The organism is Klebsiella sp. Q2 (genome assembly GCF_009900705.1).
Taxonomy (GTDB): Bacteria; Pseudomonadota; Gammaproteobacteria; order Enterobacterales; family Enterobacteriaceae; genus Klebsiella; species Klebsiella quasipneumoniae.
Map to the genome: position 1 here is coordinate 315,441 of NZ_JAAABE010000004.1, position 20,696 is coordinate 336,136.

Sequence of the window (20,696 nt, forward strand, 5' to 3'; positions counted from 1 at the left end):
TGTCCTGATCGTGGCGCTGCAGATTACGCTGGAATATTCCTGGTCTCCCACGCAAAATGGCCTGTTCTTCCGGACAGGCCTGTCCACTTTCCTCCGCTTCCGGGGGCGTATTATCCATACCGTAGCCAGTCGTCTGCGGTCAGTAATCTTTGCATGCCGCAAGGGGGCGTGATTGAAAAGGGTGTCTGCGATCTTCGCGGCGGTCCGGCGTTGCCGGCCGCAGTTCCTGGCAGGCTGGCTGGTCAGCTGCGGATTGCTCTTGCTGCTGGCCGCCCCACAGGCGCAGGCGGCGACGCGCCAGGTGGGCATTGATATTCCGGTCCAGTGGTACGCGGACGACAGCGGTCGGATGACCATCGATGGTTTTACTGCCCTGCCCGCGGACCGGCTCGCCACCACCCGGCAAATCCCCTCCTTCGGCTATTCACGCAAAACCCTGTGGCTGCGCAGCGAGCTGCCGGGTGATTGGTTTGCCGGCGAGTCGCGCTGGCTGCAGATTGGTCCCTCTTTCGTCGACCACCTGACTCTCTATTACCGGCCACTGGGCAGCGACGCGCCGTGGACAGCGCGTACCTTTGGCGACCGCGACCCGGCCCGCGAGAGCGATCTTCACTATCGGGAAAGCGTGCTGATCCTCCCTCCGCCGCCGACCGCCGCCGGCTATGAGATAGTCTTTCGTCTGCAGAGCACCAGCACTCTGATCCTGCTGGCCTCGCTCTCTTCGCCGCAGGCCTATGTGCAACGGGCCGCCGCCGACACCGCCTTCTGGAGCTTCTATTTTGGTCTCGCGGCGGTCGCCAGCGGCGTGGCGCTGTGGCTGGCCCTGGCCCTGCGCCGGCGTCTGCTATGGGGCATCTGCTTCTTCTCGCTCAATTATCCGCTGGTGGCTGCCCTGCACGGCTTCCCGGAGTGGTTCTTCGGCCACGCCGCGCTGCCCTTCCAGGATTTTATGATCAGCAGCCTCTCGCTGTTCAGCTATGCCACCGCCCTCTGGCTACACAGTGAGATATTCGATTTAAAGAAAAATATGCCGCGGCTTTACCGGCTGCTGATCGCCGCCGTGGTGCTTAACCTGCTGCTGCAGGTCAGTATTCCGCTGGGTTTTTACGGCCTCGCGATGCAGATTGAAGGAGTGATCTTTATCATTATCACTCCGGTGCTGCTGTTCACCTCCTGGTGGCTGTGGCGCAAAAAAGCTATCGACCGCAACACTCTCCTGCTGGGGCTCCTGCCGCCGTTCTATGTCGCCGCCGCGGTGCTGGTGCAGCTGTCGATCCACGGTATTATCCCGTTTCATATGGCGATCTATTCCCTCTGGCAGTATGCGCTGATCGTCCACATCATTACGGTGCTGATCATTGCCATCCTGCGGGTGCGGGCTGAAAACCGCCAGCTGGAGCAGAAGCAGCGCCTGGCGCGCGAGCTGCAGATTGAGCGCGAGGCCAGCTTCCACCAGCGGCAGTTTATGGGCATGGTGGCGCACGAATTCCGCACCCCGCTGGCGGTGATCCAGGCTGCGCTGGAGAATCTCCGCCTCTCGGCGGCCTCCGCCAGCCAGGAGGCGCGCTTCGATCGCATCGGCCGCGCCGCCACCCGTCTGGTACAGCTCACCGATAACTGCCTCGCCGACGCGCGCCTCGCCTCCCACGATCTACACGTTGACCGCCAGCAGACCGCCCTGCTGGCGGTGATCAACATGGCCGCCTCGGTGGTAGCCATCTCCCATGATCACTACCTGAACATCCGCCATCACGGCGCGGTGGAAAGCCCCCAGCTGCAGGCCGATGCCGGTCTGCTGTGCATCGCCATCGCTAACCTGCTGGATAACGCGGTCAAGTATTCGCCGCCGGGCGAAATCACCATCGATATTCACGCTGATGCCGGGCAAACAGAGCTGCGCATTCGCGACTACGGCCCTGGGCTCCCCGCCGGACAGGCGGAACTGATCTTTGAGCGCTATCGCCGCGGGGAACATACGTCGCCGGTGCCGGGCGGCACCGGTCTCGGACTGTATGTTGCGCGTCAGATCGTGCAGGCTCATGATGGCAAACTGTGGCTGGCCGAGCATGGCCCGGACGGCTGCACCTTTATTCTCACCCTCCCCACGGTTGCTTAAGAGGAGAACGACGCATGGCTTTACGGCTGGCGATAATTGAAGATAACCCCGATCTGCTGGATGAACTGCTGGCCTGGTTGGGCTATCGCGGCTTCGAGGTATGGGGGACGCGGAGCGCTGAGGCCTTCTGGCGGCAACTGCACAGCCATCCGGTGGACATCGTGCTGATTGATATCGGTCTGCCCGGCGAGGATGGCTTCAGCGTGCTGAGCTACCTGCACGAGCTGGGGCACTACGGTCTGGTGGTGGTCAGCGCCCGCGGCCAACAGCAGGATAAACTGCAGGCGCTGAGCCTCGGGGCCGATGCCTATCTGATCAAGCCGGTTAACTTTGCCCATCTCGCGGAGACCCTGACCGCCCTCGGCGCCCGCCTGCAACAGGATCGGCCGGCCCCCCAGCAGCCAGAGATGGCCAGCGCCGCCCCCGCTCCCGCTCCCGCCACCGGACTGTGGCGTCTGCATGAGGATAAACTGATCTCCCCAGACGCCCGGACGCTGGAATTAACCCAGCAGGAATATCGCCTGGTGGAACTCTTAATGCGCAATCGCAACGAAGTGTGTAGCAAACTGGATCTTCATGCTTGCCTGTTTGCCCATGAAAACGAGCCTGACCTGCACCGTATCGACGTGGTGGTTAGCCGCCTGCGCCACAAGGCTCGCCAGCAGGGGATCCACCTGCCCGTACGCGCAATCTTTGGTAAGGGGCTGGCCTTTATCTCCTGAACGACGGGGCATGTCGGCGGCCGCGCGGGATATGAATGACTCGCAAGTGTTAATTTTTCTCATTTTCTGAGAGAAATGAGAGGAATGAGACTGACGATAACCTTAAGAACTTTCTTATAGTGCTACTACATCAGGATGATGTCGTATGATTTTCATCGGACAGAAAAGCATATAACAAAACGTATTAGCCGTTCGCGGCAAATTCTGACACCATGCAACACAAACAAGGTATAAACAATGGCCATGCAAACGTGGTTAGTTTTATTGCTATGCATTTTTTTCTTCAGCATCTCTGTATACAGTTTTATTTCCTATCTGAAAGACAGGAGACGGCAGAAATTTACCTTTAACGATAAGCGTTCAATGCGTCGTAAATAATTCACTGTAGAATAATAAAAACATATTGTAGGTACTTTAATACAGTCAACACACCGCATACGCCCGGAGGATGTGTCACAGCATGGCGTTATGTTTTTGCGTAAGGAAATAACGCCATGAGAAACATTAATGTCACCATCAACACCCGCAATACCTTTGTCCGTGAATCGCTGATGGCTATGGTCAATGACCTCACGCAGGGCGAAATACGGGCGCGTTTTTCCTGGCGTAATAATGACCTGTCAGGGGAAGACATCATCATTTGCGAAGTGATCCCCGGCGAAATCTACCTGTGCAATACGCTGATTAAAAACAGGAAAAAAGGCAGTTCGCTGATTATCCTCCACAGCTACGACCAGTTGCCGGAAGATGATTTCATGATTAACTGCCTGAAAGGGGTTATTTTTGTTTCGCTAAAAACCGCCAGTATTCCGCAACTGCTGACAATCATTAAAAGCGAGCTCCAGCATTGTATGAGCCCGTCAGCCACCGACGCCGCGGGTCGGGAACTCAGCTGCGCCAGCTGCCCGCACCGCGTGCTGTCGCGCTCGCAGACCGCCGTGGTGCACGGTATTCTCGAAGGGATGGATATGAGTAAAATCGCCGCCCTGCAGCGCGTCAGTCCCCGTACCGCCGCCTATCATAAAAATAAGATTATGGAAAAATACAGTCTGAATAATAACCATGACTTTTTCCAGTTTATGAATCTGTTACGAGAGCGCTGGTAGGTAAATAGCGAGCAGAAGAGAATAAGATATTCGCCTGGCGATATTGTCGTAAATCCGAAAATAGCCACAGGATGCTAAAAAAGCGCCAGCGCTGCCAGACATAACGTTAAACTCTGACGCTTCCTCGGTATAAAGACGTTACCGCGCGCCTTTATATAAGAAAAAAGACTATTTACGAGGAAAACTGATACTTCGTCACATTGCCCCTGACGTGCCTGTCAGGGGTCTTTTTTTCGGTGTGGAATGGCGCCCTCTGCGCGAGGGCGCGGCAGGATCAGGCTTCCACTTTCTCCACTTGCCAGTCCGGCTGCGCTTCCTCGTCGGTCATCAGACCTTCGTTTTTCGACAGCATAGCGGTGGCGATGCCGTTACCCAGTACGTTGATGGCGGAGCGCCCCATATCGAGGAAATGGTCGATGCCCATCAGCAGCAGGATCCCGGCAACCGGGATATGGAAGCTGGGGATAGTGGCCGCCAGCACCACCAGCGCCGAGCGCGGTACCCCGGCGATGCCTTTCGAGGCCAGCATCAGGGTCAACATCATGACCGTAATCTCGCTAAAGCTCAGCGGGACGTTATAGGCCTGGGCGATAAACATCGCGGCGAAGGAGCAGTAGACCATCGAGCCGACGAGATTAAACGAGTAGCCAATCGGCAGAACGAACGAGACGATATTGCGCGAACAGCCAAACTTCACCAGCCGTTCGAGGGTCTTCGGATAGGCCGCCTCCGAGCTGCTGGTGGTAAAGGCTACCAGCACCGGATCTTTCAGCATGTTCAGCAGACGGAAGACCTCTTTCTTCAGCACCATATAGCCGACGGCAATCAGCACCGCGCTGGTCAGCAGCACCGCCAGGTAATAACCGCCGATGAACGAAGCGTAGTTGAGTAAAATCCCCAACCCCTGCGAGGCAATCACCGACGAGATGGCGGCGAAGATGGCCAGCGGCGCAACGTACATCACATAGCCGGTCACCTTCAGCATAATGTGCGACACCACGTTAAGGGCCGCCACCAGCGGAGCATTAAACTTCTCGCCCAGCGACGCGCCGGCGATGCCAAAGAACATCGAGAACACCACGATCTGCAGGATCTCGTTGTTGGCCATCGCCTCGGTGATGCTGGTAGGGATGGTATGCGACAGGAACCCTTTCAGGGTCATGCCGCTGACCGCCAGGCCGGTATCCACCGCCTCTTTCGGTACCGTCAGGTTCAGCCCGGCGCCCGGGTGCTGGAAGGTGACGATCACCAGCCCGACGAGAATGGATAATACCGATGAAGTGATAAACCACACCATCGCCTTACCGCCCACCCGGCCGATGGTCGCCGTCTCGCCGAGACGCATGATCCCGACCGTCAGGGTGCTGAACACCAAGGGCGCGATAACCATTTTGATTAAGCGCAGAAACAGATCGGTCAGCAGCGTGATGTTGTCTGCCCAGGCGGAGATAGTAGTCGGCGTCGCGTAGGCATGGATAGCCGCGCCGGAGAGGATCCCCATCAGCATAAAAACGACGATGAAGAGCGTGAGTTTGTTTGCGTTTGCCACAGCAATGACCCCTGATTATTTAACACGTTGATTTTTAAGTGCATATTTTATTATTATGAGAATGCACTGATTTATTCACCGCATAAATCTAATTAAAGCCCCCGCGGATACAACTATTTTTTGCTTTTTTAAACTAAAAGTTGATATCACCCCGGAAATCATCGGCGAGAACGCCCGGCGTCGCGGCCGTTATCCAGACATTTCTCAATCTTCTTTTCATAATTCCTCCATTTTTACGGCCCCTTCCCTCACTAAACTAGTATCATTCAGCGAAACGCTTCAGGATGAGACCGTAAACTAATGAAAGGCAGTAACATACGTCGTTGGGGCGCCGCGCTGGCGGTAGTGATTATCGCCGGGGCCGCCTACTGGTTCTGGCACGATCGTGGAACGAGCGGCAGCGGGACGCCCGCCGCCGGGCAGGGTCCGCAGGGGCCGGGCGGCGCGCGCCATGGCCGCTTTGGCGGCGCGCTGGCGCCGGTGCAGGCCGCCACCGCGACCGAACAAGCGGTCCCGCGCTATCTCACCGGACTGGGTACCGTGACGGCAGCCAATACCGTCACCGTGCGCAGCCGGGTCGACGGCCAGCTGCTTAGCCTTCACTTCCAGGAGGGTCAGCAGGTCAAAGCCGGCGATCTGCTGGCGCAGATCGATCCCAGCCAGTTTAAAGTCGCCCTCGCCCAGGCGCAGGGTCAGCTGGCGAAAGATAACGCCACTCTGGCGAATGCCCGCCGCGATCTCGCCCGTTACCAGCAGCTGGTGAAAACCAATCTCGTCTCCCGCCAGGAGCTCGACACCCAGCAGTCGCTGGTGGTGGAATCCGCTGGCACCGTAAAAGCCGATGAAGCAGCCGTCGCCAGCGCCCAGCTGCAGCTGGACTGGACGCGCATCACCGCGCCGATCGACGGCCGCGTTGGGTTAAAGCAGGTGGATATCGGCAACCAAATTTCCAGCGGGGATACCACCGGGATTGTGGTTCTCACCCAGACGCATCCGATCGACGTGGTCTTTACCCTGCCGGAAAACAGCATCGCCACGGTGGTGCAGGCGCAGAAAGCGGGTAAAGCGCTCAGCGTCGAAGCCTGGGACCGCACAAATAAGCAGAAAATCAGCGTCGGGGAGCTGCTGAGCCTCGACAACCAGATCGATGCGACCACCGGGACCATCAAGCTGAAGGCGCGCTTCAGCAATCTGGACGACGCCCTGTTCCCCAACCAGTTCGTTAACGCCCGCCTGCTGGTGGACACCCAGCAGAACGCGGTAGTCATCCCTGCCGCCGCTCTGCAGATGGGTAACGAAGGGCATTTTGTATGGGTGCTGAACGATGAGAATAAGGTCAGCAAACATAGCGTCACCCCGGGGATCCAGGACAGCCAGAAAGTGGTCATCAGCGCCGGGCTTTCCGCCGGGGATCGCGTGGTCACCGACGGGATTGACCGCCTGACCGAAGGGGCGAAAGTGGAAGTTGTCACCGCCAGCGGCAGCGAGCAGGCGCAGCCCGCCCCGCGCCAGAGCGGTAAACACGGAGCGCGTTCCTGATGCAGGTGTTACCCCCAGGCCGCACCGGCGGCCCGTCCCGGCTGTTTATTATGCGTCCGGTGGCCACCACGCTGCTGATGGTGGCGATCCTGCTGGCCGGGATCATCGGCTACCGCTTTCTGCCGGTCTCCGCCCTGCCGGAGGTCGATTACCCGACCATCCAGGTGGTCACCCTCTATCCGGGCGCCAGCCCGGACGTGGTGACCTCCGCCATCACCGCCCCGCTGGAGCGCCAGTTCGGCCAGATGTCCGGCCTCAAGCAAATGTCATCGCAAAGTTCCGGCGGCGCCTCGGTCGTCACGCTCCAGTTCCAGCTGACCCTGCCGCTGGACGTTGCCGAGCAGGAAGTGCAGGCGGCCATTAACGCCGCCACCAACCTGCTGCCGAACGATCTGCCCAACCCGCCGGTCTACAGCAAGGTGAACCCGGCGGATCCGCCGATCATGACCCTCGCCGTTACCTCCTCCGCGATCCCGATGACCCAGGTAGAGGATATGGTGGAGACGCGGGTGGCGCAGAAGATCTCTCAGGTTTCCGGCGTCGGTCTGGTGACCCTCGCCGGCGGCCAGCGCCCGGCGGTGCGGGTGAAGCTTAACGCCCAGGCCATCGCCGCCCTCGGCCTGACCAGCGAAACCGTGCGCACCGCCATCACCAGCGCCAACGTTAACTCGGCGAAAGGCAGCCTCGACGGCCCGGCCCGCGCGGTAACGCTTTCCGCTAACGATCAGATGCAGTCCGCTGAGGATTACCGCCGCCTGATTATCGCTTATCAGAACGGGGCGCCGATCCGGCTCGGCGATGTCGCCAGCGTCGAACAAGGGGCCGAAAACAGCTGGCTCGGGGCGTGGGCCAACCAGCAGCGGGCGATCGTGATGAACGTCCAGCGCCAGCCGGGGGCCAACATCATCGACACCGCCGACAGCATTCGCCAGATGCTGCCGCAGCTCACCGAGAGCCTGCCGAAATCGGTGAAGGTGCAGGTTCTCTCCGACCGGACCACCAACATTCGCGCCTCGGTGCGCGACACCCAGTTTGAGCTGATGCTGGCCATCGCCCTGGTGGTGATGATCATCTACCTGTTCCTGCGCAACGTGCCGGCGACCATTATTCCCGGCGTCGCGGTGCCGCTGTCGCTGGTGGGCACCTTCGCGGTGATGGTATTCCTCGACTTCTCGATCAACAACCTGACGCTGATGGCCCTGACCATCGCCACCGGCTTTGTGGTGGATGATGCTATCGTGGTGATCGAGAACATCTCGCGCTATATCGAGAAAGGCGAGAAGCCGCTGGCCGCTGCGCTGAAAGGCGCGGGAGAAATCGGCTTCACCATCATCTCCCTCACCTTCTCGCTGATCGCGGTGCTGATCCCGCTGCTGTTTATGGGCGATATCGTCGGCCGCCTGTTCCGCGAATTCGCCGTTACCCTCGCCGTCGCCATCCTGATCTCGGCGGTGGTCTCCCTGACCCTGACGCCGATGATGTGCGCCCGCATGTTAAGCCACGAATCGCTGCGTAAGCAGAACCGCTTCTCGCGGGCCAGCGAGCGCTTCTTCGACCGGGTGATCGCCGTCTATGGCCGCTGGCTGAGCCGGGTGCTGAACCATCCTTGGCTGACGCTCGGCGTCGCCCTGAGCACCCTGGCGCTGTCGATTCTGCTGTGGGTCTTTATCCCGAAAGGCTTTTTCCCGATCCAGGATAACGGCATTATCCAGGGCACCCTCCAGGCGCCGCAGTCGGTCTCCTTCGCCAGCATGGCCCAGCGCCAGCAGCAGGTTTCCGACATTATTCTCAAGGATCCGGCGGTGGAGAGCCTGACCTCGTTCGTCGGCGTCGACGGCACCAACCCGGCGCTGAACAGCGCCCGCCTGCAGATCAACCTCAAGCCGCTGGATGAACGCGACGACCGCGTCCAGACGGTGATTAGCCGTCTGCAGCAGGCGGTGGCCGGTGTCCCGGGCGTGGCGCTCTATCTGCAGCCGACCCAGGATCTGACCATCGACACCACGGTGAGCCGCACCCAGTACCAGTTCACTCTGCAGGCGAACTCCCTCGAGGCGCTGAGCACCTGGGTGCCGCCGCTGCTCAGTCGCCTGCAGGCCCAGCCGCAGCTGGCCGACGTCAGCAGCGACTGGCAGGACAAAGGCCTGGCCGCCTATATCAAGGTGGACAGGGACAGCGCCAGCCGCCTCGGCATCTCGATGGCCGATGTCGATAACGCGCTGTACAACGCCTTCGGCCAGCGGCTGATCTCCACCATTTACACCCAGGCGAATCAGTATCGCGTGGTGCTAGAGCAGGATACCGAAGCGACGCCGGGCCTGGCGGCGCTGGATAATATCCGCCTGACCAGCAGCGACGGCGGCATCGTGCCGCTGACCGCCATCGCCACGGTGGAGCAGCGCTTTACCCCGCTGTCGGTGAACCACCTCGATCAGTTCCCGGTGACCACCATCTCGTTTAACGTTCCGGACAACTACTCGCTGGGCGAAGCGGTAGAGGCTATCCTCACCGCCGAACAGTCGCTGGATTTCCCGAGCGATATTCGCACTCAGTTCCAGGGCAGCTCGCTGGCCTTCCAGTCGGCGCTGGGCAGCACCGTCTGGCTGGTCGTGGCCGCGGTAGTGGCGATGTATATCGTCCTGGGGGTGCTGTATGAGAGCTTTATCCATCCGATCACCATTCTCTCCACCCTGCCCACCGCGGGGGTCGGGGCGCTGCTGGCGCTGTGGCTGGCGGGCAGCGAGCTGGACGTGATCGCCATTATCGGCATCATTCTGCTGATCGGCATCGTGAAGAAGAACGCCATCATGATGATCGACTTCGCGCTGGCCGCCGAGCGCGAGCAGGGCATGCCGCCGCGGGAGGCGATCTACCAGGCCTGCCTGCTGCGCTTCCGACCGATCCTGATGACCACCCTCGCCGCCCTGCTCGGCGCCCTGCCGCTGATGCTGAGCACCGGCGTCGGCGCGGAGCTGCGGCGTCCGTTGGGGATCGGCATGGTTGGCGGCCTGATGCTCAGCCAGGTGCTGACCCTGTTCACCACCCCGGTGATCTATCTGCTGTTCGACCGCCTGTCGCTGCACCTGAAGCGCCGCTTCCCGCGTCAGGAAGAGGAGGCGTAAGTGAAGTTTTTCGCCCTCTTCATTTACCGCCCGGTGGCGACGATCCTCATCTCGCTGGCCATCACCCTGTGCGGCATTCTCGGCTTCCGGCTGCTGCCGGTGGCCCCGCTGCCGCAGGTCGATTTCCCGGTGATCATGGTCAGCGCCTCGCTGCCGGGTGCCTCGCCGGAGACCATGGCCTCGTCGGTGGCCACCCCGCTGGAGCGCTCCCTGGGGCGGATTGCCGGGGTCAATGAGATGACCTCCTCCAGTTCACTCGGCAGCACCCGCATCATTCTCGAGTTTAACTTCGACCGCGATATCAACGGCGCGGCGCGCGATGTCCAGGCAGCGATCAACGCCGCGCAAAGCCTGCTGCCGAGCGGGATGCCCAGCCGGCCGACCTACCGCAAAGCCAACCCGTCGGATGCGCCGATCATGATCCTGACGCTGACCTCGGACACCTACTCCCAGGGTGAGCTGTATGATTTCGCCTCCACCCAGCTGGCGCAGACCATCGCGCAGATTGACGGCGTCGGCGATGTCGACGTCGGCGGCAGCTCCCTGCCGGCGGTGCGCGTCGACCTCAACCCGCAGGCGCTGTTCAACCAGGGCGTGTCGCTGGACGCGGTGCGCACCGCCATCAGCGACGCCAACGTGCGCAAGCCGCAGGGGGCGCTGGAGGACAGCGCCCACCGCTGGCAGGTGCATACCAACGATGAGCTGAAGACCGCCGCCGACTATCAGCCGCTGATCGTCCACTACCAGAATGGCGCCGCGGTGCGGCTGGGGGATGTTGCCACCGTCTCAGATTCGGTGCAGGACGTGCGCAACGCCGGGATGACCAACGCCAAGCCGGCGATCCTGCTGATGATCCGCAAACTGCCGGAAGCCAATATCATTCAGACGGTGGACAGCATCCGCGCCCGCCTGCCGGAGCTACAGCAGACCATCCCGGCGGCCATCGACCTGCAGATCGCCCAGGACCGCTCGCCGACCATCCGCGCCTCGCTGGAGGAGGTGGAGCAGACGCTGGTGATCTCGGTGGCGCTGGTGATCCTGGTGGTGTTCCTGTTCCTGCGCTCCGGGCGCGCCACGCTGATCCCCGCCGTCGCCGTCCCGGTTTCCTTAATCGGCACCTTCGCCGCGATGTACTTATGCGGTTTCAGCCTCAATAACCTGTCGCTGATGGCCCTGACTATCGCCACCGGCTTCGTGGTGGATGACGCCATCGTGGTGCTGGAGAATATCTCCCGCCATCTGGAGGCGGGGATGAAACCGCTGCAGGCGGCGCTGCAGGGAAGCCGCGAGGTCGGCTTTACCGTCCTGTCGATGAGCTTGTCGCTGGTGGCGGTGTTTCTGCCGCTGCTGCTGATGGGCGGCCTGCCCGGCCGCCTGCTGCGCGAGTTCGCCGTTACCCTGTCGGTGGCGATCGGCATCTCGCTGGCGGTCTCCCTCACCCTGACGCCGATGATGTGCGGCTGGCTGCTGAAAAGCGGCAAACCCCACCAGCCGACGCGCAACCGCGGCTTTGGCCGCCTGCTGGTGGCCGTACAGGGCGGCTATGGTAAATCGTTAAAATGGGTGCTGAAGCACAGCCGCCTGACCGGCCTGGTGGTGCTGGGCACCATCGCCCTCAGCGTCTGGCTCTATATCTCGATCCCGAAAACCTTCTTCCCGGAGCAGGACACCGGCGTGCTGATGGGCGGCATTCAGGCCGACCAGAGCATCTCCTTCCAGGCGATGCGCGGCAAGCTGCAGGACTTTATGAAAATCATTCGCGAAGATCCGGCGGTGGATAACGTCACCGGATTTACCGGCGGCTCGCGGGTCAACAGCGGGATGATGTTTATCACCCTCAAGCCGCGCGACCAGCGCCACGAGACGGCGCAGCAGGTGATCGACCGGCTGCGCAAAAAGCTGGCCAACGAGCCCGGGGCTAACCTGTTCCTGATGGCGGTGCAGGATATCCGCGTCGGTGGCCGGCAGTCGAACGCCAGCTATCAGTACACCCTGCTGTCCGATGACCTGTCGGCGCTGCGCGAGTGGGAGCCGAAGATCCGCAAAGCGCTGGCGGCGCTGCCTGAGCTGGCGGACGTCAACTCGGATCAGCAGGACAATGGCGCCGAAATGGACCTGGTCTATGACCGGGATACCATGTCGCGCCTCGGCATCAGCGTTCAGGACGCTAACAACCTGCTGAACAACGCCTTCGGCCAGCGGCAGATCTCCACCATCTACCAGCCGCTTAACCAGTACAAGGTGGTGATGGAGGTGGATCCGGCCTACACCCAGGACGTCAGCGCCCTGGATAAGATGTTTGTCATCAACAGCGAGGGCAAGCCGATCCCGCTGGCCTACTTCGCCAAATGGCAGCCGGCCAACGCCCCGCTGTCGGTGAACCACCAGGGGCTGTCGGCGGCGTCCACTATCTCCTTTAACCTGCCCACCGGCCGCTCGCTGTCGGAAGCCAGCGAGGCGATTAACCGCGCGATGACCCAGCTCGGGGTGCCGTCCACCGTACGTGGCTCCTTTGCCGGTACCGCTCAGGTGTTCCAGCAGACCATGAACGCGCAGGTGATCCTGATCCTCGCGGCCATCGCCACGGTCTATATCGTGCTGGGGATGCTCTACGAGAGCTATGTACATCCGTTGACCATCCTTTCGACGCTGCCCTCCGCCGGGGTGGGCGCGCTGCTGGCGCTGGAGATATTCGATGCCCCGTTCAGCCTAATCGCCCTTATCGGGATCATGTTATTAATTGGCATCGTGAAGAAAAACGCCATCATGATGGTTGATTTTGCCCTTGAGGCGCAGCGCACCGGCAACCTGACGCCGGAAGAGGCGATTTTCCAGGCCTGCCTGCTGCGTTTCCGGCCGATTATGATGACCACCCTCGCCGCGCTGTTCGGCGCCCTGCCGCTGGTGCTCTCCGGCGGCGACGGCTCCGAACTGCGCCAGCCGCTGGGGATCACTATCGTCGGCGGTCTGGTGATGAGCCAGCTGTTAACGCTCTACACCACGCCGGTGGTCTATCTTTTCTTTGACCGTTTGCGGCTGCGTTTTTCGCGTCATTCCACTCAACCGGTAAGCGAATAAGATGACAGACCTCCCGGCCAGCGTGCGCTGGCAGCTATGGATAGTGGCGTTCGGCTTCTTTATGCAGTCGCTGGACACCACCATCGTCAACACCGCCCTCCCCTCGATGGCCAAAAGCCTCGGGGAGAGTCCGCTGCATATGCATATGATCATCGTCTCCTATGTCCTGACGGTGGCGGTGATGCTGCCGGCCAGCGGCTGGCTGGCCGACCGGGTCGGGGTGCGCAATATTTTCTTTACCGCCATCGTGCTGTTTACCGCTGGATCGCTGTTTTGCGCCCAGGCCAGCACCCTTGACCAGCTGGTGATGGCGCGGGTGCTGCAGGGTATCGGCGGCGCGATGATGGTGCCGGTCGGTCGCCTGACGGTGATGAAGATCGTCCCGCGCGATCAGTACATGGCGGCGATGACCTTCGTTACCCTGCCGGGCCAGATCGGCCCGCTGCTCGGCCCGGCGCTGGGCGGGGTACTGGTGGAGTACGCCTCCTGGCACTGGATCTTCCTCATTAACATCCCGGTGGGGATCGTCGGCGCCATCGCCACCCTCTGCCTGATGCCCAACTACACCATGCAGACCCGACGCTTCGATCTCGCCGGCTTTGTGCTGCTGGCGGCCGGGATGGCGACCCTGACACTGGCGCTGGATGGCCAGAAAGGGCTCGGCATTTCCCCCGCCTGGCTGGCGGGACTGGTGGCCGTCGGCCTCGCCGCCCTGCTGCTCTACCTGTGGCACGCCCGCGGTAACGCCCGGGCGCTGTTCAGCCTTAACCTGTTTCGCAACCGCACCTTCTCCCTTGGCCTCGGCGGCAGCTTCGCCGGGCGCATCGGCAGCGGCATGCTGCCGTTTATGACCCCGGTGTTTCTGCAGATCGGCCTCGGTTTTAGCCCCTTCCACGCCGGGCTGATGATGATCCCGATGGTGCTCGGCAGCATGGGGATGAAGCGGATCGTGGTCCAGGTGGTCAACCGCTTCGGCTACCGTCGGGTGCTGGTCGCCAGCACTCTGGGGCTGGCGGCGGTCAGCCTGCTGTTTATGTTTTGTGCCCTGGCGGGCTGGTATTACGCGCTGCCGCTGATCCTGTTTCTGCAGGGGATGATCAACGCCAGCCGCTTCTCGTCGATGAATACCCTGACCCTGAAAGATCTCCCGGACGATCTGGCCAGCAGCGGCAACAGCCTGCTGTCGATGGTGATGCAGCTGTCGATGAGTATTGGCGTGACCATCGCCGGGCTGCTGCTGGGGCTGTACGGCCAGCAGCATCTGAGCCTCGACGCCGCCGGCACCCATCAGGTCTTTCTCTATACCTATCTGAGCATGGCGGCGATCATCGCCCTGCCGGCGCTCATCTTTTCCCGGGTACCGGATGACGTCGGCAGCAATACCGTCATCCGTCGACGCAACAGGAGTGGATCGTGAAATTTTGGCGCCCGGGCATTACCGGCAAGCTGTTCCTCGCTATTTTCGCCACCTGCATCGTGCTGCTGATCAGCATGCACTGGGCGGTGCGCATCAGTTTCGAACGCGGGTTTATCGATTACATCAAGCGCGGCAATGAGCAGCGGTTAACCATGCTTAGCGACGCGCTGAGCGAGCAGTATGCCCAGCACGGCAGTTGGGCGTTTCTGCGCAACAATGACCGCTTTATCTTCCAGCTGCTGCGCACCTTCGAACGGGATAATGACGACCGCTCGCCGCCGGGGCACGCCATGAAGCCGGGGGCGATGGACGCGACGGACGCCGGTCCCGATGGGCCGCCGCCGGATGGTCCCCCTGACGGCCCGCGCCCGAGGCCGGAAATGCCGCCCCACGGCTGGCGCACCATGTTCTGGGTGGTTGATCAGTCTGGCCGGGTGCTGGTGGGCCCCCGCGAGCGCGTGCCGGAGGACGGCAGCCAGCGCAGCATTATGGTCAACGGCGTGGAGGTAGGCAGAGTGATCGCCTCGCCGGTGGAGCGCCTAACCCGCAATACCGACATTAACTTCGACCGGCAGCAGAAGCGCACCAGCTGGCTGATTGTCGCCCTCGCCACCCTGCTTGCCGCGCTGGCCACCTTCCCGCTGGCCCGCGGCCTGCTGGCGCCGGTGAAACGGCTGGTGGAAGGCACCCATAAGCTGGCGGCGGGCGACTTTTCCACCCGCGTGACGGTGACCGGCGGCGATGAGCTCGGCCGCCTGGCGCAGGATTTTAACCAGCTCGCCAGCACCCTGGAGCGCAACCAGCAGATGCGTCGCGACCTGATGGCCGATATCTCCCATGAACTGCGTACCCCGCTGGCGGTGCTGCGCGGCGAGCTGGAGGCGATTCAGGACGGGGTCCGGCGTTTTACCCCTGAATCCATTCCCTCTCTGCAGGCTGAAGTGGCCACCCTCACCAAGCTGGTAGACGATCTCCATCAGCTGTCGATGTCCGATGAGGGAGCGCTGGCCTACCAGAAAACCTCGCTGGATATCATCACCCTGCTGGAGGTAGCCGCAGGCGCTTTTCGCGAGCGCTTCGCCGGCCGGCAGCTGAGCATCCAGGTGTCGCTCCCGGAGCAGGCGATGATCTTCGGCGACCGCGACCGCCTGATGCAGCTCTTCAACAATCTGCTGGAAAACAGCCTGCGCTATACCGACAGCGGCGGCAGCCTGCACATCACCGCCCGCCGCAGCGGACGGATGCTGGTGATCGACTTCGCCGACAGCGCCCCCGGGGTCAGCGATGAGCAGCTGGCCCGCCTGTGCGAGCGCTTTTACCGGGCAGAAGGATCGCGCAACCGCGCCAGCGGTGGCTCCGGCCTTGGGCTGGCGATTTGCCTCAATATCGTAGCGGCCCACGGCGGCACCCTGCGTGCCGACCATTCGCCTTTTGGCGGGGTTAGCATTAAAGTTGAGTTACCTCTGGAACATGATTTACCGAGAGACGTATGACTGAATTGCCTGTAGATGAAAACACCCCGCGCATTCTTATCGTGGAAGATGAACCCAAGCTCGGCCAGCTGCTGATTGATTATCTGCAGGCCGCCGGCTATGCGCCTACGCTGATTAACCATGGCGACAAGGTCCTGCCCTACGTTCGCCAGACTCCGCCGCACCTGATCCTGCTGGATCTGATGCTGCCCGGTACCGACGGCCTGACGCTGTGCCGCGAAATTCGCCGCTTCTCCGACGTTCCGGTGGTGATGGTGACGGCGAAAATCGAAGAGATCGACCGCCTGCTGGGGCTGGAGATTGGCGCCGACGACTATATTTGCAAGCCCTATAGCCCGCGGGAAGTGGTCGCCCGGGTGAAAACCATTCTCCGCCGCTGCAAGCCGCAGCGCGACCTGCAGGCGCTGGACGCGCAGAGTCCGCTGATTGTCGACGAGGGCCGTTTTCAGGCCTCGTGGCGCGACAAGCTGCTGGACCTCACCCCCGCCGAGTTCCGGCTGCTGAAAACCCTCTCCCAGGAGCCGGGGAAGGTCTTCTCCCGCGAACAGTTGCTCAACCATCTGTATGACGACTATCGGGTAGTGACCGACCGCACCATTGACAGCCACATCAAAAACCTGCGGCGCAAGCTGGAGGCGCTGGACGCCGAACAGTCGTTTATCCGCGCCGTGTACGGGGTTGGCTACCGCTGGGAAGCCGACGCCTGTCGACTGGCGTAGTGAGCCTTTTCCCGGCTCGCGCTGCGCTTAGCCGGGCTACAAGTCCACCGCCCTCTGCAATCCGTAGCCCGGGTAAGGCGTTTACGCCGCAACCCGGGAAACTCCATAGAGTCTATCCCACCAGGCGTTATGAGCGCTGTCAGTGTGAGCACTGCCCAGGTTCAAAATGGCAAACAAATTAGCCATACTGAAAGATACCCATCTGATATTTACTCCCCTTCGCCGCGGCGCTACAATGCCCGCCCTTAATGTGGGGACACTCCCCAACTCGCCGCACCCGGTGCGGCGAATCTGACCTGTCATCAGAACGAGAACACCATGTTTAAACCAGAACTCCTTTCCCCGGCGGGAACGCTGAAGAATATGCGTTACGCTTTCGCCTATGGCGCTGATGCCGTTTATGCCGGCCAGCCGCGCTACTCGCTGCGCGTGCGTAACAACGAATTCAATCACGAAAATCTGCAGCTCGGCATCAATGAAGCCCACGCGTTGGGTAAAAAATTCTATGTGGTGGTCAACATCGCCCCGCATAACGCCAAGCTGAAAACGTTTATTCGCGATCTGAAGCCGGTGGTGGAGATGGGTCCGGACGCGCTGATCATGTCCGATCCGGGTTTAATCATGCTGGTGCGGGAAAACTTTCCGGATATGCCGATCCATCTTTCGGTGCAGGCCAACGCCGTCAACTGGGCGACGGTCAAATTCTGGCAGCAGATGGGCCTCACCCGCGTGATCCTGTCGCGTGAACTGTCGCTGGATGAAATCGAAGAGATCCGCCGCCAGGTGCCGGAGATGGAAATTGAGATTTTCGTCCACGGCGCGCTGTGCATGGCCTACTCCGGCCGCTGCCTGCTCTCCGGGTATATCAACAAGCGCGACCCGAATCAGGGAACCTGCACCAACGCCTGCCGCTGGGAATACAACGTGGCGGAAGGTAAAGAGGACGACGTCGGCAACATCGTTCACAAATATGAGCCGATTCCGGTGCAGACCGTGGAGCCAACCCTCGGCATTGGCGCGCCGACCGATAAAGTCTTTATGATCGAGGAAGCCAAACGTCCGGGCGAGTACATGACCGCCTTCGAAGATGAGCACGGCACCTACATCATGAACTCGAAAGATCTGCGGGCTATCGCCCACGTTGAGCGTCTGACCCAGATGGGCGTTCACTCGCTGAAGATCGAAGGCCGCACCAAATCCTTCTACTACTGCGCGCGCACCGCCCAGGTTTACCGCAAGGCGATCGATGATGCCGCCGCCGGCAAACCGTTCGATACCAGCCTGCTGGAAACCCTTGAGGGGCTGGCCCATCGCGGGTACACCGAAGGCTTCCTGCGCCGCCATACCCATGACGATTACCAGAACTACGAATATGGCTACTCCCTCTCCGAACGCCAGCAGTTTGTCGGCGAATTCACCGGGGAGCGGAACGGCCCGCTGGCGGCAGTGGCGGTCAAAAATAAGTTCAGCGTTGGCGACAGCCTTGAACTGATGACTCCGCAGGGTAACGTCAACTTCACCCTCGAGCATATGGTAAATGGCAAAGGCGAAGCCATGCCGGTGGCCCCGGGCGACGGCTATACCGTATGGTTGCCTGTGCCGGACGACCTGCCCCTGCAGTATGCGCTGCTGATGCGCAACTTTACTGGTCAGACAACCAGAAACCCGCACGGTAACTAGTTAATTTGCGTTATTTTTTCACGATGTAAGGATATTAGAATCGGATCACATACCGTTTCGATCGAAACAGGTATCATCCATTTCGCTGAAAAACATAACCCATAAATGCTAGTTGTACCAGGAACCACCTCCTTAGCCTGCGTAATCTCCCTTACGCGGGCTTATTTTTTTGCCTCTCTTCCGGCCTTCGCTTGCGTCATGCGGTACACTTTATGCAACATTGAGCAATAAAGGTTCCCTTGATGATGTCTACGTTTCCTGCCAGCTTACTGATCCTTAACGGCAAAGGTGCCAATGAACCGCAGCTACGCGAAGCGGTTAACCTGTTACGCGATGAAGGGATTGATATTCACGTCCGCGTGACCTGGGAAAAGGGCGATGCCGCGCGGTTTATCGATGAAGCCCTGCAGCTGAACGTTGAAACGGTGATCGCCGGCGGCGGCGACGGCACGATTAATGAAGTGGCGACCGCGCTGGTGGAGCGCGGCAGCAACATGGCGCTGGGGATTTTACCGCTGGGCACGGCCAACGACTTCGCCACCAGCGTCGGTATTCCACAGGATCTGGCCAGCGCCCTCAAGCTGGCGATCGTCGGTCGCGATGTGCCGATAGATATCGCCCGGGTTAATGATAAGACCGGCTTTATTAATATGGCGACCGGCGGGTTCGGCACCCGGATCACCACCGAAACGCCGGAAAAGCTCAAAGCCGCGCTCGGCGGTGTATCTTATTTAATCCACGGCCTGATGCGCATGGATACCCTGAAGCCGGACCGCTGCGAGATCCGCGGGGAGAACTTTCACTGGCAGGGCGATGCGCTGGTCATCGGCATCGGCAACGGCCGCCAGGCGGGCGGCGGCCAGCAGCTATGTCCGGAGGCGTTGATTAACGATGGTCTGCTGCATCTGCGCATTTTCACCGGCGAAGAGCTGATCCCTGCCCTCTTCAGCACCCTGGCGAATCCGGAAAACTCGCCGAATATTGTCGACGGCGTCTCCTCCTGGTTTGAGATCACCGCCCCCCATGAGATGACGTTTAACCTCGACGGCGAGCCGCTCAGCGGAAAAACCTTCCGTATGGAGCTGTTACCGGCGGCCCTGCGCTGCCGGCTGCCGCCCGACTGCCCGCTGCTACGCTGATCAGGCTTCGCAAAGCAAAGACGGTGCCCGGCTGGTATACAGCAGCCGGGTTCGTTGATTGAGCCTCTGAATGTTAAGGTAAAACGGCACCTGCGGCTGCAGGAAAAACCTAGGCAGGATATTGATCCAAACAACGCGCTTACATTAATAGACGATACCTACAACCACAAAAAACCTATAACATCATATAGTTACCTATTAAAATGGGCGCATCTGCCGTGAGACAATGCGCCATAAAGCTTAGTATTCCGCCACCTCACGCGCCATTTCGCGCGTATATTGCCGACTGGCGTTAACCAGCATCTGCGTATAGGCCGTCTGCGCCTGGCAGCTGACCAGCGCATCGACCGTCAGGGTTTCGAGGATCTTCCCGTACTGCATCACCGCCACTTTCTGGCATAAGTGGGCAATAACCCCAAGATCGTGGGTGACCATCAGGTAAGTGAGCTTAGCCTCCCGCTGCAATTCTGCCAGCAGGTTAAGGATCTCAGCCTGCACCGACACATCCAGCGCCGACGTCGGCTCATCCAGCAGCAGCACCTGAGGCTCAAGAATCAGCGCTCTGGCTATCGCCACGCGCTGCCGCTGCCCGCCGGAGAGCTGATGCGGATAGCGCTCGCGAAAGGCGCGGTTGAGGCCAACTTTATCCAGCAGCACATTGATCCGCCGGTCGCGGTCGTTGATACGATGGATCTGCAGCGGCTCTTCGAGGATATCGCCAATGGTGTGACGGGGATGCAGTGATCCGTAAGGGTCCTGAAATACCATCTGCACCTGACGGCAGCGCTCGCGGCTAATTTCATGCCCTAAGGGCTGAGCATCGATGGTCAGTTCCCCCTGCCAGTGGGTAAACAGCCCCGCCAGGCACTTGAGCACCGTCGTTTTACCGGAACCGGACTCTCCTACCAGACCGTAGATCTCGCCGGGCTTAACGTGGAAACTGACGTCATACAGCACCTGGTTACGCTTCTCCCCCTCGCCAAACGCGAGGTTGAGATGTTGAACTTCAATCATTA

The 20,696-nt window shown here is 60.6% G+C and carries 14 protein-coding genes; 12 read left to right on the forward strand and 2 right to left on the reverse strand.

Translation table 11 applies throughout. The features are described 5' to 3' along the window. Nucleotides 1–259 precede the first annotated feature (259 nt). From GT756_RS17040 to GT756_RS17055, 4 genes are all read left to right on the forward strand, one after another. Nucleotides 260–2,116 carry a sensor histidine kinase gene (locus GT756_RS17040; RefSeq protein ID WP_049093685.1) on the forward strand — a complete coding sequence of 619 codons (1,857 nt, stop codon included), beginning with the start codon at nucleotides 260–262 and terminating at the stop codon, nucleotides 2,114–2,116. A gap of 14 nt (nucleotides 2,117–2,130) precedes the next feature. Next, nucleotides 2,131–2,838 (forward strand): response regulator transcription factor, encoded by a 708-nt coding sequence (locus GT756_RS17045; RefSeq protein ID WP_080847724.1) that lies wholly within the window; start codon nucleotides 2,131–2,133, stop codon nucleotides 2,836–2,838. Nucleotides 2,839–3,075: 237 nt separating this feature from the next. Continuing rightward, nucleotides 3,076–3,216, forward strand: coding sequence for a small membrane protein (locus GT756_RS17050; protein WP_004146563.1), 141 nt, complete (start codon nucleotides 3,076–3,078; stop codon nucleotides 3,214–3,216). A gap of 116 nt (nucleotides 3,217–3,332) precedes the next feature. After that, the gene (locus GT756_RS17055) at nucleotides 3,333–3,944 is read left to right on the forward strand and encodes a LuxR C-terminal-related transcriptional regulator (RefSeq protein ID WP_004201550.1); all 612 of its coding nucleotides are present in this window, start codon (nucleotides 3,333–3,335) and stop codon (nucleotides 3,942–3,944) included. 274 nt (nucleotides 3,945–4,218) lie between these two features. On the opposite strand, the gene GT756_RS17060 is transcribed toward GT756_RS17055, so the two are convergent. Continuing rightward, nucleotides 4,219–5,493 carry a dicarboxylate/amino acid:cation symporter gene (locus tag GT756_RS17060; protein WP_043520386.1) on the reverse strand — a complete coding sequence of 425 codons (1,275 nt, stop codon included), beginning with the start codon at nucleotides 5,491–5,493 and terminating at the stop codon, nucleotides 4,219–4,221. 300 nt (nucleotides 5,494–5,793) lie between these two features. Between GT756_RS17060 and GT756_RS17065 the strand changes: the two genes are divergently transcribed. The 8 genes from GT756_RS17065 (at nucleotide 5,794) to yegS (ending at nucleotide 19,680) form a co-directional block, all read left to right on the forward strand. Further along, nucleotides 5,794–7,032, forward strand: a complete 1,239-nt coding sequence (locus GT756_RS17065) for an MdtA/MuxA family multidrug efflux RND transporter periplasmic adaptor subunit (RefSeq protein ID WP_004201552.1) — start codon at nucleotides 5,794–5,796, stop codon at nucleotides 7,030–7,032. Next, nucleotides 7,032–10,154, forward strand: coding sequence for an MdtB/MuxB family multidrug efflux RND transporter permease subunit (locus tag GT756_RS17070; protein WP_017899361.1), 3,123 nt, complete (start codon nucleotides 7,032–7,034; stop codon nucleotides 10,152–10,154). Before GT756_RS17065 ends, GT756_RS17070 begins: the two co-directional genes overlap by 1 nt. Beyond that, on the forward strand, nucleotides 10,155–13,232 hold the full coding sequence (gene mdtC, locus GT756_RS17075; RefSeq protein ID WP_004201555.1) for a multidrug efflux RND transporter permease subunit MdtC: 3,078 nt from the start codon (nucleotides 10,155–10,157) through the stop codon (nucleotides 13,230–13,232). It begins immediately after the preceding gene. A 1-nt stretch (nucleotide 13,233) separates the two neighbouring features. Next, nucleotides 13,234–14,649, forward strand: coding sequence for an MFS transporter (locus GT756_RS17080; protein ID WP_017899360.1), 1,416 nt, complete (start codon nucleotides 13,234–13,236; stop codon nucleotides 14,647–14,649). Continuing rightward, nucleotides 14,646–16,142 (forward strand): two-component system sensor histidine kinase BaeS, encoded by a 1,497-nt coding sequence (gene baeS, locus GT756_RS17085; RefSeq protein WP_057216225.1) that lies wholly within the window; start codon nucleotides 14,646–14,648, stop codon nucleotides 16,140–16,142. The genes GT756_RS17080 and baeS overlap by 4 nt, the downstream gene beginning before the upstream one ends. After that, nucleotides 16,139–16,861: a two-component system response regulator BaeR gene (baeR, locus tag GT756_RS17090; RefSeq protein ID WP_004201558.1), complete on the forward strand. Its 723-nt coding sequence runs from the start codon at nucleotides 16,139–16,141 to the stop codon at nucleotides 16,859–16,861. Before baeS ends, baeR begins: the two co-directional genes overlap by 4 nt. A gap of 318 nt (nucleotides 16,862–17,179) precedes the next feature. After that, nucleotides 17,180–18,541 (forward strand): tRNA 5-hydroxyuridine modification protein YegQ, encoded by a 1,362-nt coding sequence (gene yegQ / locus GT756_RS17095; RefSeq protein ID WP_017899358.1) that lies wholly within the window; start codon nucleotides 17,180–17,182, stop codon nucleotides 18,539–18,541. A 242-nt stretch (nucleotides 18,542–18,783) separates the two neighbouring features. After that, nucleotides 18,784–19,680, forward strand: a complete 897-nt coding sequence (gene yegS / locus GT756_RS17100; RefSeq protein WP_017899357.1) for a lipid kinase YegS — start codon at nucleotides 18,784–18,786, stop codon at nucleotides 19,678–19,680. Between the two features lie 240 nt (nucleotides 19,681–19,920). Here yegS and GT756_RS17105 read toward each other — a convergent pair whose 3' ends face one another. Next, complete coding sequence (locus tag GT756_RS17105; RefSeq protein ID WP_043520375.1) at nucleotides 19,921–20,694, reverse strand: ABC transporter ATP-binding protein; 774 nt, start codon at nucleotides 20,692–20,694, stop codon at nucleotides 19,921–19,923. Nucleotides 20,695–20,696 lie beyond the last annotated feature (2 nt).

Coding starts and splice junctions, on each gene's coding strand:
- yegQ (WP_017899358.1), top strand. CDS start 17,180: ATGTTTAAACCAGAACTCCTTTCCCCGGCGGGAACGCTGAAGAATATG.
- GT756_RS17070 (WP_017899361.1), top strand. CDS start 7,032: ATGCAGGTGTTACCCCCAGGCCGCACCGGCGGCCCGTCCCGGCTGTTT.
- GT756_RS17050 (WP_004146563.1), top strand. CDS start 3,076: ATGGCCATGCAAACGTGGTTAGTTTTATTGCTATGCATTTTTTTCTTC.
- yegS (WP_017899357.1), top strand. CDS start 18,784: ATGATGTCTACGTTTCCTGCCAGCTTACTGATCCTTAACGGCAAAGGT.
- GT756_RS17105 (WP_043520375.1), bottom strand. CDS start 20,694: ATGATTGAAGTTCAACATCTCAACCTCGCGTTTGGCGAGGGGGAGAAG.
- baeR (WP_004201558.1), top strand. CDS start 16,139: ATGACTGAATTGCCTGTAGATGAAAACACCCCGCGCATTCTTATCGTG.
- GT756_RS17045 (WP_080847724.1), top strand. CDS start 2,131: ATGGCTTTACGGCTGGCGATAATTGAAGATAACCCCGATCTGCTGGAT.
- GT756_RS17065 (WP_004201552.1), top strand. CDS start 5,794: ATGAAAGGCAGTAACATACGTCGTTGGGGCGCCGCGCTGGCGGTAGTG.
- GT756_RS17055 (WP_004201550.1), top strand. CDS start 3,333: ATGAGAAACATTAATGTCACCATCAACACCCGCAATACCTTTGTCCGT.
- GT756_RS17080 (WP_017899360.1), top strand. CDS start 13,234: ATGACAGACCTCCCGGCCAGCGTGCGCTGGCAGCTATGGATAGTGGCG.